Source organism: Paenibacillus sp. JNU01 (assembly GCF_059130585.1).
Genome location: NZ_CP169723.1, coordinates 2559967 through 2574565, shown reverse-complemented (window position 1 = coordinate 2574565; position 14599 = coordinate 2559967). Strand labels below are relative to the sequence as shown.

The window sequence follows — 14599 nt, the reverse complement described above, 5'->3', positions numbered from 1 at the left end:
AAGGGGGAGCATATCCTATGTATAGAAAGGCTCATACGCCGAAGGAGGGATCTACAGTGGCTGTATATGTGCTAAATATCCATGAAAATTTGTTACAGACGTTTGTTCCCATCAAATACATGGACGTGGAGTTGGCCTATGTGGGGAGCGATGAAGGGACAGATGTATTTGTTGGCGGAGCCAGTAGGCACGGAGAACTGTATCGACATCTTTTTCATATAAGTTCGAATTCGGGGGGAGCGGGTGGTAATCAAGTCATTCATAATCTGGATGTATCTTCCGATCCTTATGAGCTGAGGATTATCAGCAACAGCTCTTCACCGAATCATCTGGTTATTCGCATGTATTACAGAAGTATTCACGGTCAGACATTGGGCATAATGTCAGAATATCAGATGATGAAGCTTGCAGATTGATATGGACATCATTGAATAGTCGTGATTAACCCACGTGTGGAGCAGGGAAGTGCCTGTTCCATTTTTTTATATTGCATCCATAGTAGAAAATTCTGAAAAAATAGCTTGACAGCAAAGGTATTTTCATTAGAATTAGATCAGTGTTAAACGAAAGTTTAAAACGACGATTTAAAACGAAAGTTTGAAATCAGTCGAGAGAATATAGGCTAGTGAGATGCAGGCAGTAGCCTGTGTTCTTCTGCCGGAAAAGAGTGTGGAGAACGTGAAAGAACAAACAGCAGTATCACAGGAGCCGGCAGAGTTTTCGATTAAAACCATTATTTTTCCACTCCTGGCTATTATCGTCGGCATGATCATGGTTATTCTGGACAGTACCGTTGTTAATGTGGCCATTCCGAATCTCGTTCAATATTTCGAGACGGATCTGAAGACCATCCAATGGACGGTTACAGGATATACCTTGGCTTTGTCTGCAGTTATTCCGCTGGCAGGTTGGTTAACGGACCGTTTCGGTGCCAAAAGAGTATTCCTGTTCACCATTGCCATGTTTACCTTGGGTTCTGTGTTATGCTCCATTGCCCAATCACCTGAGCAATTAATCATTTACCGTGTCATTCAAGGCCTTGGGGGAGGCATGGTTGCTCCTATTGGTATGGCGATGGTATTTCGACTGGCTCCTCCTGAACGAAGAGGTTCCATCATGGGCATGCTCGGAATTCCCATGCTGCTTGCCCCTGCACTGGGCCCGGTATTGTCCGGTTGGTTTATTGAATCACTGAGCTGGCACTGGATCTTCCTGATTAACTTGCCCATTGGTATTGCAGCTTTCATTCTATGTATCAAATTTTTGCCTGATACAGATCGTGGACGCACGCCTGCACTGGATCTGCTCGGCATGATTCTGGCGCCAATCGCATTCTCAATGCTCGCTTACGGTGTGAGTGAGGGGGGAACGAGCTGGACATCTACAACAACACTGACTGGTGTAATCGTAGGTGGCGTGGCGCTCATCTTATTCATTATTGTGGAACTTCGTCATCAAAATCCATTGCTCGAACTCCGGGTATTCAAATCATCTGATTTCTCACGGGGGATTATTCTCGCATGGGTGTCACAAGTGGCGCTGTTCGGTGCGATGATCCTGATCCCGCTTTATTTGCAGCAGATCAAAGGGTATACTGCACTGGAAACGGGATTGATTCTGCTTCCGCAGGCTCTGGCTTCCGGCGTGGGTATGCCGCTTGGTGGTCGGTTGTTTGATAAAATCGGTGCCAGACCTCTGGCCTTCGTGGGTCTGGGAATTATCTCGGGAGCCTTGTTTATTCTGTCCTCCATCACGGCAGAGACAGGTCTTGGCCTGATTATCACGGCCCTGATCATGATGGGTCTGGGTATGGGCTTGTCCATGATGCCACTCAATACGCATGTATTGAACGCTGCACCACGTAAGCTGGTTGGACGGGTTACACCGCTTACGGCCGCTGCACAGCAAGTGGTCGTGTCCTTTGCGGTTGCAGGGCTCACAGGCTTCCTTACTTCAAGAATCGCAGACAATACAACGAGTGCAGAGCCGACCGCTATAGTTCAAGGTCTGGTGAGTGGTTTCAATGATACGTTCTTCCTGGCCGCTTGTATTGCATTGTTTGGATGTCTGCTCAGTCTGATTCTGCGCAAACCAAAACCGATGCCGGAAGAAGAACTTCAAAATGGCGACAAGCCTGATCCCGCGATGATGATGGGACACTAAGACTTTTTAAAGTGACATAGTAAGGCAGTTCAGAGAATCTTGCTGAACTGCCTTTTTGTTATGCTCAATGAAAAATTCGCAGTGCTGTCATCATTTCACGGAAAGAATGGGCATATCGATCAGGTGAGAAAGACAAGCTCATATGCTGTCTGCCCTGAATGCGGATATACTCCCGCAGTTTCTTGTTCTTCATGAGGTCTCTTGCTTCGTCTACAGCAGCCTTTATATTTCCAATGGGATAAAACTTTCCAGTCTTATTATGTGTGATGAATGAGCGCACACCATCCGAATCTGTGCTGAGCACTGGGCAACCGCAGCTAATGGCTTCAGCGACGGCATAGCCGAATCCTTCTAGCAGGGAAGTGGATAACATGATTCCCCCTGACGCAGCAATCATCGAATAGTATGTGGGCATCTGAGAATGGGGAACATTGACGAAGATGCCGATCCGATCCTCAAGCCCGTATTCTGCCAACATGTGCCGGAACATGACTTCATCTTCTGGATTGGCCAAAGTGGGATCATGGAATAACCATAGTCTGGCTTTCGGATTTTTTTTGATGATTTCACTCGAAATGATTAAATATTCCCGCCAGTTTTTATTGTGTTCAAGTCGTCCTACCCAAGCCAGCACTGGATAGGGTGGAGTATCCACCAGAACCGGTGCGAAGGTGTCTGTATCCAGCATATTGGGAATAACAAACCGATGTAGCCAAGGACAGATATGAATGAACATATCCAGAAGGTGGTCTGTGGGAGGGATAACGGCAGCATCGCAATGGGCCTGAAGGTAAGGTACACCCATCTGTATCGTTTCCAGAGCCTGATCGCGTGTTCCGAGTCCCTGCGCTTCAAAAATAATTTTTCCTGTATAGCCAAGCGCTCTCAAGCGGCCGGGCATAGCGATGTCTGAAGTGGCGATGATGGCATCATAATGATGAGTATGAATGATATGATGGATATCCTCGTCACTGGATGCGGTGAAAATGGGGGTATCACTGTTGTTCTGCAATCCCGAGCCTGTGTTGAGATAAAGTAGGTGCGCTTCAATGCCATGGCGTTTCAGAACAGCGGTGCGCAGTCGGTTTAACGTATCCACGCCACCGCTTGGAACATAAAACGTGAATAATACTTTCACACGATTCACCCTCTGACTTTTGGTCAGGAGCACATTCTCCTGTACTCTATGTTACGTTGGCTTGAAGTATAGGGTGTGGGTGTTGTTTAATGTGTACACATTTTGGACACATTTTTTTAAGCTTTCTTTTAAGTGACATTAAGCTGGGCTTAGGATAGATCACGTATTATACAAGGAACTTCCCGTGTACACATCTACCTTAAACGATGGTACACGGGTATTTTAACGGGAAAGGATGAATGATGTGCTCGAAGTGAAACAGGTCAGCAAAGTTTACGAAGGGCAGCGCGGTGTACATCAATTGGATTTCACCATGGAACGTGGTGAAATTGTCGGGTTTCTCGGCCCCAATGGTGCCGGAAAAACAACAACGATGCGTATGATTACGGGCTATGTGCATCCAACCGCGGGTTCCATCCTGGTGGATGGGGTACCGGTGCATGACCAAGGCCAGCGTGTTCGTTCCAAGATTGGATATCTGCCTGAAACTCCGCCACTGTATCCGGATATGACAGTGCAGTCCTACCTTAAATTCGTAGCGAATTTGAGAGATGTTCCGGCACGTGAGGTTAAGCTGCGAGTCAGCGAGATGGTAAGCAGATTGGGACTCCAGGGTCGGGAGAGACAAATGGTACGTGGGTTATCCAAAGGATACAAGCAACGCCTAGGGCTGGCAGGAGCCATTATTCACAAGCCGGATCTTCTGGTGCTGGATGAGCCAACCTCGGGCCTTGATCCAAATCAGATTATCGAGATCCGAGATCTGATTCGGGAACTGGGGGAGAATCATACGGTGCTGCTCAGTACGCATATTTTGCCTGAAGTGAGCACACTCTGTAATCGAATGTTGATCATTAATCAGGGGCAGCTCGTGCTGGATGGTTCACCACAGCATTTCGGATCAGCAACGGGGGATCAGTTCAAGGTGTCGATTGAAGTGAAGGCCACTGCGGAGCAATTACATAATGTGCTGAAACCATGGGAGAAAGTGCGGAGTGAAGTCATTCAAACATCAGATGCGAATACCACCAGAGATACTTCACTTACTTCTGATACAGCGAATACGGTTAAAATGCTTCTTACTGGAGAGAACTCGGAAGATTTCCGGGAGGAGCTATTTTACCTTTTGTCCGGTGCAGGATTACCGATTCTGGAGATGAAAAAGGAGAATCTCAGTCTGGAACAGATTTTCCTGAAGCTGACCACAACCGAGACAACAACGGATATAAAAGATACAAAAGCTGATTCGGCAGATGGGGATCAGGTTGCTGGGGCAGTGATGGATCAGGCGAATGTAACTTCCGACAACGACTCGTCGAGTGTATCGGGAACATCACCGAGTCCAACAAGTAGTACATTAACGAACACTTCAACGGATGCTTCGTCCCATTCGCGCAAAGGGGAGGACTCCAAATGAGACGAATGATGGCGGTATGTAACAAAGAGCTGCAAGCTTATTTTCTGTCTCCAACGTCCTATTTTGCTTTTGCCGTATATGTACTGATGACCAGCTTGCTGTTCTACTCCAGTTTCGTATATTACCAGCCGAGTATTGTCGATTATCGACTCGTGCTGGGGGATACGTTATCCATGTTGCTGTTTGTCGTGCCTTTGTTAACGATGCGGCTTGTTGCGGAAGAATTCAGACAAGGAACGGATGAACTGCTGCTGACTTCTCCGGCGCGTGTAACAGAGATTATTTTTGGCAAATACCTTGCTTCTCTGGCCATTCTGGTCGTGCTCATCCTGTGCAGTCTGGTGTACCCCTTCATCATGTCGTTCTATGGAACATTGGATATGACGACGGTATGGATGTCTGCGCTGGGTTTATTGTTCCTGGGCGGAAGCATGATGGCAATAGGACTGTTCGCTTCCACGTTATCCCAGCATCAGATGGTGTCTGCGGTGGCGGGTTTTATTATTTTGCTCGTTTTGTGGATGCTTGATTCATTCGCAGGTAATACAGGATCTGCTTTGCAGCAGTGGCTCGATCCGTTTGCCCTGACTAACCGGTTTGACAGCTTCATGAAAGGCGTGCTTAGCGGACCGGATATATTGTACTATGTCACACTTTCAGGTGTGTTTCTGCTGTTAAGCATTCAAGTTGTCGAACGGAAGCGGTGGAGGTGAGAAGATGAAAAAATGGTTAAGTCATACCAACAGTACCGTGCTGTCTGTTGCGGTGATTGGCATCTTTATTTTGCTAACACTGTTCCTGAACTCACTTGGCGGCTTCCAGCTCGATCTGACCTCGAACAAACAATACACGTTGTCTGACCAGTCCCTTACTGCGATCAAAGACGTGAAGGATGACGTCAACATTCTGGTGTTAACCGTCGAAAATGCCAACAACACCGTGCTGAACCGTGAAGTCACGGATATGGTGGAGGAATACACGAAACGGAACAGCAAGCTGAAACTAAAACAGTATAATCTGACGCAAGAACCTGCACTTGCATCCAAATACGGCATAACAGGCAGCTCCATTGTGCTGGAGCAGGGAGATCAACACAAAGTGATTGATATCGCCAGTTTGTTCACCGCGGCAGGTGACGGCAGTGACGGATCCTATCAGTTCACAGGTGAGGAAAAGCTGACACAGGCGCTTATGAATATGTCATCCACCGAGATGCATAAAATGGTCTTTCTGACCGGGCATGAAGAGCTGAGTCTTGATCAGATGACTACGCTGCAATCTTCATTGGAACAAAATAATGTGCAGACAGAAGAATTGCAGCTAAATCAGGCCGGGAAGGTTCCCGAAGATGCAGATGTGCTTGCCATTATAGGTCCACAACGTGATCTCAGTGATGCAGAAATGAAGGCCATTCGCACATATCTGAGTAATGGAGGCAAGCTGTTATTATCCCTCGGATTCGTAGAAGATATGAAATCCAGCTGGAAAAACATCGATGCCCTCATGGCAGACTATGGTGTCGTTGATGAGCATGCAGTGATGGTGGATAATCAACAAGCCAGTACGATGGGACCACTCTGGGTGGTACCGGAGTATGGAACACATGCAATTACGGACAAACTTGCTGCAAGCAAGCTATACCCGATGTTGTCGCTGTCGATTGCGTTGACCAGCAAAGAGCAGGATAAATACACCCTTTCACCGTTAATCCATTCTTCCAATGACAGTTATGGGGAGACGAATATCGGCGGCTTATTGCAAAATGAAACAACCAATGATGCTAAAGAGGATATTCAGGGGCCAGTGGAACTTGGGTATGCAGCCGATACGACGGATGGCAAACCGAAGGCAGTTATTCTGGGCTCGTCCATTTTTATGCAGGATTCGGATATTGCGAATGGCGGAAACAGGGACTTTATTCTGAATACCGTGAATTATTTAAGTGAGAAAGAAAATGGATTGACGATTCGTCCACGGGTCCAAGCCGGGTATGAGACAGCATACCTGAGTGGCGAACAGGCCAGAACGATTTTCTTCGTGGCTATTGTAGCGTTCCCGCTTATCTTTGTGATCATCGGTGTACTCTTATGGTGGAGGCGCAGACGGGTATGAGAAAATGGGTTCCAACAATTCTGGTGGTCATCGTACTCATTGTGGGATGGGTGTACGCGGCTAGTCAAAATTATTTTCGGGAGGAAGAAGCGGTGCAAGCCAAGTTGCTCGGTATTCAATCCGAAGATATTCAATCCATCATAATACATGACTCCACCGCAGAAACATCCGGTGCAGCAGCATCTTCAACTTTGACGCTTGAACATGGCGTATGGCAGATGGTTGAGCCGAAAGCTTATCCTCTGAACGGTTATAGTGTTAGCAGTTGGTTAGATGCTCTGAGTGGTGCGAACCAGGAAATGGTGGTGGAAGAAGCGCCGGCAGATCTGGATAAGTACGGATTAGGAACAGATGCGACACGTATGGATATCCAACTCAAAGATCATCGGGAGATCAAACTGGCGATTGGTGGCCAGCTTCCAGCAGATGACGCACGATATGTGCGCGTAGATGAGGGTCCCGTAGTTGCCGTACAGACAGAGGCGATTAATAACATAGCCTTGTCACGTCGTGATCTGTTGGATACTACACCGTTCAACATGGATGAGACAAATGTGGGGTCTCTGGAGTGGGAAGGTGAAGCCGCTACCTGGATGTTAACATCGACATCGGAGAACGGTGCTGCAGAGCAGACCTGGACACTGAATGGAAAAACGATTGAAGCCACAGACGCCGTATCCCTTATCGGCAAAATCAAAAACCTGTCAACAGCAGATGACGTGCGCAAAGCGTCTGAGTTAAAAGGTACTGTTCCACGATTCACCCTGTCTGTTGAGCAGACGGTCAATGGGCAACAAGTGAGAGATGTGTATCGAGGACTTACGTTGCCATCCGAACCGGATCAGATCTGGGTCGTTACGCCGGATGGTCAATGGGCATATGCCTTGGAGACGACGAGTCTAACGGAAGCCGAGAAATTCCCGGATACAATTAAGACATCAACAGAAGGAAAATGAGTGGCGCAAAAGGTAAGAGTTCATCAATGACTTGAAATAAAATTTAAGTTACATGTAGACAGTGCTGCGAACACGCAGTACTGTTTTTTTTATTTTATAGCGAAGACCTTATGGTCTGCAGTTCAAAACCCTAAGATCAATAAGCTGTGAGCAAAAATTGAGCATCCAAATCTACAGGGTAAGGTACCATATCCTTTCAGCATATCGGCACGCACAGAAGCGCATCCTATCTTTGTGACCAAAACCAACATACATTGGAGGATGAGTACATGCCAGCAGTCAAAAAGGCAACAGCTATTACGTTATCATTGTCTACTGCAATCTTTGTAATGGCCGGTTTGACAGGATGTGGCACGAATCGGGATACCAACAATATGCATACGCAAAGTGTCCGTCAGCAAGCGAGCGGCATTAACCGTTATGGTGTGGAAACGAATGGCATGGATGGCATCCGTGCGAAAAGTTATCGCATGCATAATGTTACTGACCTGAAATCCAGTGAAGAGCTGGCTAAACGCATTACGGAGATGAAGGAAGTGAAATCCGCCCGTGTCATGTTAACGGATCGTAATGCTTATGTTGCGGTACGTTTGGCAGATGGTCATGCAGGCAAGTTGGAGAGCAAGTCCAACGGTCGTACAAGCATGCTGGGTGGAACGATGCGTAATCATGCGAGTGATACCATGCGTGGTGGCAACATGAACCACGATATGGGAGGCATGCGTGTGAATGGCGGTACAGGCACAATGTCACCGTACAGCACAAGTGGAATTGCTCCAGGGCTGAACACGAATTCAGCAACGGATCGCAGCCATATGGGCAATGATCGTGGCATCTACGGCACGATGGGTACAGGAGCGGTTGGAATGATGCGTGGTCTCACAAACAGCGGCAAAGCACGTGGGACGAACGATGGTCATTATGGAATGAAAAGTGAAGGACAACGTGTAGATAGCACGGATGATAACACATCAGCTGAGATTAAAGGCAAGATTTCAGCCAAAATCAAGCAGTTTGCGCCGAACATCGAGAATGTATATGTATCAGCCAATCCGGAATTTGTGCAGCATGTCGAGAACTATGCCACAGATATTCGTAATGGTAAACCCGTTAGTGGCATGATCGATACGTTCCAATCGATGGTGGAGCGTATCTTCCCAACCAACGGAGCAGGAATGAATCACCGCGATGGCATCCTTGACGATGGCCTGATGAACCGTAATCACGACGGTGGGGTCATGAATCGAATGAATCGGTAGATTCCAAGCTCAATGAACAAGTGTGCCTTTGCGCGGATGATATCATCAGCTGCAAGGGCATGTTTGTTTTAATATCAATGATTCAAATGTTGGATTACATATGCCACGGCACAGGTTCACTTGGGACAATAAAACACATAATTCCTGCCCATTTTTCTTATAAAACTGAACCAACGCCCTTGATCTGACATAAGATGAGTTGACTGTATCCCCTTAACCTTGTTACACCAACACAACCCGAGCAAGGAGGGGTGAACATTGAAGGGTATCGATCATAAAAGCAAATTTTTGTTAACCCACCGTGAACGCGAAGTATTCGAATTACTGGTTCAAGACAAAACAACGCGTGACATCGCAGGGCAGTTATTCATCAGCGAGAAAACGGTGCGTAACCATATTTCGAATGTGATGCAGAAACTCAATGTTAAGGGTCGTTCGCAGGCAGTTGTCGAGCTGATTAAGCTTGGAGAACTGAAGATCTAGTTGCGAATTACAGTTAGGATGAAGTAGCAGCATGAAAGCCTTTCTCTATTCTTTGTCATGAAGAATGGGGCAAGGCTTTTTTGCTGGTATGGACCATGGACTCAGGGAACTATCAATATTTTTGAGGGAATATCCGAAACGTAGCATCGCTTGTTTTCATTAATTTACTAGGCCATAATGATTTACATATATGAAGTAGATAAGAGATTGTAGGTAAGGCTTTGAAGTGAAACAATAGCTTGAACAAATTGGTTGAGATTTTTTTGTACTACATCTATATAAGTTAAACTACATATTTACACTAGAACGGAGAGGGCAGAAATGACCTGAAGAAGCGGAGCGGTCGCCTTTATCCGCAGATTTCCACTTTTAAAAAGTGATACAAGAAATCTGGGGATAACAGTGATCAGAAGGTTATTCTGTCAGCGAAGTGGCAAGTGTAACGATTCGGTATTCAACTTATATAAAACATGAAAGGATGAGCTGAATGGACCGTTTCTTAAGTGAATTTGAAAAACAATTTAGAGCGGGGTTTCTACCCGATCTGGAACAGACGCTGGCTAAAGTGCAACATGAGAAAGTATATGCTTGTGCATTTGGAACGGACAGTGATTGGGTAACGCTGTTTATGGCGGTGAATACCGAGGAATCCCTGGCAACGCACATTTCGAGAATGAAAGAGCAAGGGCTATGCGACAGTGAGGAGGACGAGATCTATTACAGATGGGGCTGCTCCGAATATCAGTATGGCGAGGATACGCACTTTAACCACATCAGCCGATTGTTGTATGCAACAGAAGAGGTTCGGGAGTATAAGAATGAGATCATTCGAATCATCGCTAAAGTCGTGAATGAGACAGCCGATGACGTTTTTGCTCGATATGGACAAACTAAAGCAGACATTACCTTCTTTGTTTCCCTCACAGATGACGATCTGGCGGAGGAGATTGAGAATCAATCGGTTCACCAAATGACGGTACCCGGCTTAGTCAGCACGTTCCTAGAACGATATGATGACATGAATTAGAACGAGTTAACTTGAGTTGAGTTTTGAGTTAAATGCAAATCAAATGAAAACGAATTGAATTTTAATACCACGAAAGTCTTTCCTAATTCTTTATTTTATCTAAAGAAGGGGAGAGGCTTTTTTGTTTTAGCTTGAAAAATAAATAACCTAATTCATATCACTTTATCACGTCTGATTCCTATTCATTCGAATAAACGTCCTCCATCTTTTCTTCGAAAATGGCTGATAAAAGAGCTGCTCCAGTTCCTCGAACTGTGCTTCATTCAGATGAAGATGGAGCGCTCTTTTCGCTATTTTGGCGGCAGGCGTGGAAGAAGATTTCCGCCCGCCAGCTTTTCGTTTGATCGGAATATGAAATTGCAGCAGGTTTTCAAAGTGATTCCAGCCTTCCCAACTGAGCCGACCTCCGCGTTTCCAGTCGATGGCATAGAGGGCATAATAGGCGTGTCCTTCTGTTGGTTTGGTAGCAATAATCCAGATGGAAGGAATGAACTTTTCCCGTTGTCTTCGATTCATTGAATGGCTCCTTTTTTTAATACGATCATATCTCGATTCTCAATATAAAGGATACATATGATATGTATCAAGCTGGTGAGTGTCTATACAAGTTCAGTATCATTGCGAAAGTCGTGAGAAATTGCTCTTGATTTGCAGGATCGTCTTGATTAGAATGAAGTTATAAAAATGATTTTCTTATTTATTTAAAAATATATAAAAATAATTTTCATACAAGTGAGGTCCTTATGGCAGCCATATTACGTGCGTTGCAGCAAGAACTGAATAACCTTCCGTCTCAGGAGCGACGTATTGCCGAAGTCATTATGCAATCTCCGTCGGACATTCCCGGCTGGACGATTAGTCATCTGGCAGAGCAGAGTGGTACAAGTGCGGCAACGGTGACCCGCTTTTGCAAGTCGTTTCATTTCAAAGGTTTTCCCGATTTCAAAATGAAGCTCGCCGCAGAATTGTCCCACGCTTCTGATGAAACGGCTTATCAGGACATTGTAGCAGGCAATTCACTATCCAAAATTGTTGAAGCGATCGAAGCCAACCACCTCGCGTCTATTGCTGATACTACCCGTTTGCTGGATCTGGGCAGATTGGAGCAGGCGGTGCAATTATTGTGCCAGGCTCGCCGTATTGATCTGTACGGTGTGGCGACCTCGTCGATTGTGACACAGGATTTCTATCAGAAGTTGGTGAGGATTGGCAAAAGTTGTACTGCTTTCTCCGACTCCCACATGCAGATCACATCCGCATCTTCGCTCGCTGAGGGGGATGTCGCAATGGCCGTATCCTATTCAGGCGAAACACCCGAAACCATTGATGCCCTGCATTGTGCCAAACAAGCCGGAGCTTCTACGATTTCACTGACTTCCTATGGAAGTAATACACTCGCAACGGTATCTGATATCCCACTGTTCACCTCTTCTCTGGAAGAGGGCATGAGGCGTGGAGATATGGCTTCACGTATTGCACTGCTGCATGTGGTTGATATTTTGTTCACAGGCATGGTAAGTGCCGACTTCGACCGTTTTATCCCGAGACTGGAACAATCCTATCACAACGTGCAGTCCTATCGCGTACAACACAACGGAGGTGCTTAAACAGATGAATATACGTATTTTTGAAAATGAAGAAGATTTGAATGCCACAGGTGCAGGAGTCATCGCAAGTTTATTGCAGACCAAACCACGTGCAGTCCTCGGACTCGCAACAGGAAGTTCGCCTGTAGGCATATATAAACAGCTTATCACGTTGTACCAGAAGGGACTGGTCAGTTTCTCGCAGGCTTCTTCATTCAATCTGGATGAGTATGTAGGACTTCCAACAGAGCATCGCGAAAGTTACCGCAGTTTCATGAACGAACAATTATTTCATCATATCGATATGGATCTTGCGAGAACGCATGTACCTGATGGTCAGGCTGCCGATCTGGAACAGGAATGTAAGTCTTATGAACAGCGCTTGGATGATCGTGGACCCGTGGATCTGCAACTGCTGGGCATTGGACATAATGGTCATATTGGCTTCAATGAACCGGGAACTGAACTTACAGGACGAACGCATGTTGTGGATCTGAAAGAAGAGACACGTAAGGCAAACGCGCGCTTCTTCGACAGCATCGATGAGGTTCCGGCTCAGGCGATTACGATGGGTGTTGGTACCATTTTGAAAGCCAAACAGATTCTGCTCATTGCCCGTGGGGAGGAAAAAGCCGAGATTATTCGCGAAGCGTTCATGGGCCCAATTACAACGGCCTGTCCTGCATCGCTATTGCAATGTCATCCAAATGTGGTGGTATTGCTGGACCGTGCAGCAGGGAGGCTGGTGAGATGACCGGAGCGAATAATCATGAACCTGGGAGCCAGCGTGAACAAAATATTTCTCTTCTTCGGGGCAAGCTGCTCCTTTCCAATGAGATATTGGAAGACGGCGTATTAGCCTGGAGGGATGGGAAAATCCTTTATGCTGGGGTACCGGAAGGTCTTCCTGAACAGATTCGGCGAGAAGCTTTGCAGCTGTCTGTACCGGACCATGGCCTCATTGTGCCTGGATTCATTGATATCCATGTGCATGGTGGGAACGGAGAAGACTTTATGGATGCAAGCCCGGAGGTGTTGGACAAGATCACTTCTTTTCATAGTACGCAGGGAACAACAGCGATGCTTGCGACTTCCATGACCGCTCCGAAAGAGCGACTGGACAGCGTACTTGCTGAAGTAGCTCGTTATCGTTCCGGTGAGATGCCGTATGCACAGCTTGAGGGTGTGCACCTGGAAGGTCCGTTTTTCAGTCCGAAATGGCCTGGTGCGCAAAATCCCGAACATATCATTCTACCTGATGTATCCTGGCTTGAAACATGGGAGAAGCAATATCCCGGCCTAATCCGTCAAGTTACGTTGGCACCGGAACGTGAAGGCGCACTGGAAGTCATCTCGTGGCTGCGTGAACAGCGGATTACAGCGGCACTCGGCCACACCGATGCGACCTATGAAGAGGTGGAGCGAGCAGTTGAAGCCGGACTTCATCATGCGGTGCATACGTTTAATGCGATGACACCGCTGCATCACCGGCTACCGGGAGCTGCCGGAGCGGTGCTAAGTGATCCGCGTATCAGTGCTGAGGTGATTGCCGATGGTATTCACGTGCACCCTGCGGCGATTTCCATCCTCGCTCAATTGAAGCAACATAATGATCAACTCGTGTTGATCACAGATGCCATGTCTGCTGCGGGATTGGATGACGGGGAATACAAGATCGGCGACCTGCCCGTCATCGTGAAGCACGGTGAGGCCAGACTGAAGGACGGCGGCGCACTGGCCGGAAGCACACTGACGATGATTCGCGGTTTCCGTTACCTGGTACAGGAAGTTGGCTTGAGTCTGAACGCTGCATCACGTGCAGCAAGTCTGACCCCCGCACGCCTGCTGGGCATTGATCACCGGACAGGTTCCCTGGCTCAGGGAAAACAGGCAGATATCGTTTTGCTGAATGCGGAGCTGGATATTGAGGGTGTGTGGGTGAAGGGCAGACGGGTCGGCGAGTAAGTTGTAGCGTGGACATGTTTGCGGAGAGGCAAGAGAGGCAACAGCTTGCGTATTATGTTAAAATAGATCTCAAAAAGACGGGATCTGCGGATCACGCATAACGGAGGCGTGAAACATGGAACGTAACGCTATGCTCGAACATGATCCGTTCATCACAGTGTTGGCGGAGAAGTTGCACATACACGGATACTATGCCTTTTATGGCGAGCATTACAATGAAACCGATATGGAGCAGTACCGCAAGCATCTGTTCACATCATTCAGCAACATCGTGTGGGTAGAGCTAGATGCACGCAAAAAGTATATGATTGTCGATCATCGTGGCCGCAACACGGTCATGAAACTGATCGAAGGTATGCTGAACACCCGTAGAACATTACGAGCGAATCAGGCCATGTCGGGGACTGATACTTCTGGCGTCCAACAGGAGATCGCACATTTCTCCAAACTTGTGCACATGCTGAAGTTTACGACTTTCCGCACATAAGCGCGA

General features: G+C 47.0%; 15 protein-coding genes. 13 read left to right on the top strand and 2 right to left on the bottom strand.

Features of this window, described 5'->3' with window-relative positions; all coding sequences use genetic code 11:
* Positions 1-17: 17 nt before the first annotated feature.
* A complete protein-coding gene (locus tag NLBNIHML_RS11185; protein WP_339237270.1) occupies positions 18-416 on the top strand; it encodes a hypothetical protein in 399 nt (132 codons plus the stop codon).
* 262 nt (positions 417-678) lie between these two features.
* Complete coding sequence (locus tag NLBNIHML_RS11180; protein ID WP_494354386.1) at positions 679-2163, top strand: DHA2 family efflux MFS transporter permease subunit; 1485 nt, start codon at positions 679-681, stop codon at positions 2161-2163.
* A gap of 64 nt (positions 2164-2227) precedes the next feature.
* Here NLBNIHML_RS11180 and NLBNIHML_RS11175 read toward each other — a convergent pair whose 3' ends face one another.
* Complete coding sequence (locus NLBNIHML_RS11175) at positions 2228-3301, bottom strand: glycosyltransferase family 4 protein (RefSeq protein WP_342570936.1); 1074 nt, start codon at positions 3299-3301, stop codon at positions 2228-2230.
* A gap of 244 nt (positions 3302-3545) precedes the next feature.
* Between NLBNIHML_RS11175 and NLBNIHML_RS11170 the strand changes: the two genes are divergently transcribed.
* The 7 genes from NLBNIHML_RS11170 to NLBNIHML_RS11140 all read left to right on the top strand — a co-directional run bounded on the left by NLBNIHML_RS11170 (position 3546) and on the right by NLBNIHML_RS11140 (position 10555).
* Positions 3546-4718 carry an ABC transporter ATP-binding protein gene (locus tag NLBNIHML_RS11170; RefSeq protein WP_494354385.1) on the top strand — a complete coding sequence of 391 codons (1173 nt, stop codon included), beginning with the start codon at positions 3546-3548 and terminating at the stop codon, positions 4716-4718.
* Positions 4715-5431: an ABC transporter permease subunit gene (locus NLBNIHML_RS11165; protein WP_494354384.1), complete on the top strand. Its 717-nt coding sequence runs from the start codon at positions 4715-4717 to the stop codon at positions 5429-5431. Before NLBNIHML_RS11170 ends, NLBNIHML_RS11165 begins: the two co-directional genes overlap by 4 nt.
* Positions 5432-5435: 4 nt before the next feature.
* Positions 5436-6830, top strand: a complete 1395-nt coding sequence (locus tag NLBNIHML_RS11160) for a GldG family protein (protein WP_494354383.1) — start codon at positions 5436-5438, stop codon at positions 6828-6830.
* The gene (locus NLBNIHML_RS11155; protein WP_494354382.1) at positions 6827-7786 is read left to right on the top strand and encodes a DUF4340 domain-containing protein; all 960 of its coding nucleotides are present in this window, start codon (positions 6827-6829) and stop codon (positions 7784-7786) included. Before NLBNIHML_RS11160 ends, NLBNIHML_RS11155 begins: the two co-directional genes overlap by 4 nt.
* 269 nt (positions 7787-8055) lie before the next feature.
* On the top strand, positions 8056-9045 hold the full coding sequence (locus NLBNIHML_RS11150; RefSeq protein WP_494354381.1) for a YhcN/YlaJ family sporulation lipoprotein: 990 nt from the start codon (positions 8056-8058) through the stop codon (positions 9043-9045).
* Between the two features lie 258 nt (positions 9046-9303).
* Positions 9304-9528: a helix-turn-helix domain-containing protein gene (locus NLBNIHML_RS11145; RefSeq protein WP_017692532.1), complete on the top strand. Its 225-nt coding sequence runs from the start codon at positions 9304-9306 to the stop codon at positions 9526-9528.
* A 487-nt stretch (positions 9529-10015) separates the two neighbouring features.
* Positions 10016-10555 (top strand): DUF4303 domain-containing protein, encoded by a 540-nt coding sequence (locus NLBNIHML_RS11140; RefSeq protein WP_339257095.1) that lies wholly within the window; start codon positions 10016-10018, stop codon positions 10553-10555.
* A 165-nt stretch (positions 10556-10720) separates the two neighbouring features.
* On the opposite strand, the gene NLBNIHML_RS11135 is transcribed toward NLBNIHML_RS11140, so the two are convergent.
* Complete coding sequence (locus tag NLBNIHML_RS11135) at positions 10721-11071, bottom strand: hypothetical protein (RefSeq protein ID WP_494354380.1); 351 nt, start codon at positions 11069-11071, stop codon at positions 10721-10723.
* Positions 11072-11298: 227 nt separating this feature from the next.
* On the opposite strand from NLBNIHML_RS11135, the gene NLBNIHML_RS11130 reads away from it, so the two are divergent.
* The 4 genes from NLBNIHML_RS11130 to NLBNIHML_RS11115 all read left to right on the top strand — a co-directional run bounded on the left by NLBNIHML_RS11130 (position 11299) and on the right by NLBNIHML_RS11115 (position 14593).
* Positions 11299-12162, top strand: coding sequence for a MurR/RpiR family transcriptional regulator (locus NLBNIHML_RS11130; protein ID WP_017692537.1), 864 nt, complete (start codon positions 11299-11301; stop codon positions 12160-12162).
* A gap of 4 nt (positions 12163-12166) precedes the next feature.
* Positions 12167-12895: a glucosamine-6-phosphate deaminase gene (gene nagB, locus NLBNIHML_RS11125; RefSeq protein WP_221820902.1), complete on the top strand. Its 729-nt coding sequence runs from the start codon at positions 12167-12169 to the stop codon at positions 12893-12895.
* Positions 12892-14106, top strand: coding sequence for an N-acetylglucosamine-6-phosphate deacetylase (gene nagA, locus NLBNIHML_RS11120; protein ID WP_339237221.1), 1215 nt, complete (start codon positions 12892-12894; stop codon positions 14104-14106). The genes nagB and nagA overlap by 4 nt, the downstream gene beginning before the upstream one ends.
* 115 nt (positions 14107-14221) lie before the next feature.
* Entirely contained in the window at positions 14222-14593 is a 372-nt protein-coding gene (locus NLBNIHML_RS11115; RefSeq protein WP_339237218.1) for a hypothetical protein, read from the top strand.
* The last annotated feature ends 6 nt before the right edge of the window (positions 14594-14599 follow it).

What these genes read in the sequence shown, in the direction of transcription:
- NLBNIHML_RS11185 (WP_339237270.1), top strand. Translation starts at nt 18, where the DNA reads ATGTATAGAAAGGCTCATACGCCGAAGGAGGGATCTACAGTGGCTGTA.
- NLBNIHML_RS11165 (WP_494354384.1), top strand. Translation starts at nt 4,715, where the DNA reads ATGAGACGAATGATGGCGGTATGTAACAAAGAGCTGCAAGCTTATTTT.
- NLBNIHML_RS11160 (WP_494354383.1), top strand. Translation starts at nt 5,436, where the DNA reads ATGAAAAAATGGTTAAGTCATACCAACAGTACCGTGCTGTCTGTTGCG.
- NLBNIHML_RS11155 (WP_494354382.1), top strand. Translation starts at nt 6,827, where the DNA reads ATGAGAAAATGGGTTCCAACAATTCTGGTGGTCATCGTACTCATTGTG.
- NLBNIHML_RS11150 (WP_494354381.1), top strand. Translation starts at nt 8,056, where the DNA reads ATGCCAGCAGTCAAAAAGGCAACAGCTATTACGTTATCATTGTCTACT.
- NLBNIHML_RS11140 (WP_339257095.1), top strand. Translation starts at nt 10,016, where the DNA reads ATGGACCGTTTCTTAAGTGAATTTGAAAAACAATTTAGAGCGGGGTTT.
- NLBNIHML_RS11135 (WP_494354380.1), bottom strand. Translation starts at nt 11,071, where the DNA reads ATGAATCGAAGACAACGGGAAAAGTTCATTCCTTCCATCTGGATTATT.
- NLBNIHML_RS11130 (WP_017692537.1), top strand. Translation starts at nt 11,299, where the DNA reads ATGGCAGCCATATTACGTGCGTTGCAGCAAGAACTGAATAACCTTCCG.
- nagB (WP_221820902.1), top strand. Translation starts at nt 12,167, where the DNA reads ATGAATATACGTATTTTTGAAAATGAAGAAGATTTGAATGCCACAGGT.
- nagA (WP_339237221.1), top strand. Translation starts at nt 12,892, where the DNA reads ATGACCGGAGCGAATAATCATGAACCTGGGAGCCAGCGTGAACAAAAT.
- NLBNIHML_RS11115 (WP_339237218.1), top strand. Translation starts at nt 14,222, where the DNA reads ATGGAACGTAACGCTATGCTCGAACATGATCCGTTCATCACAGTGTTG.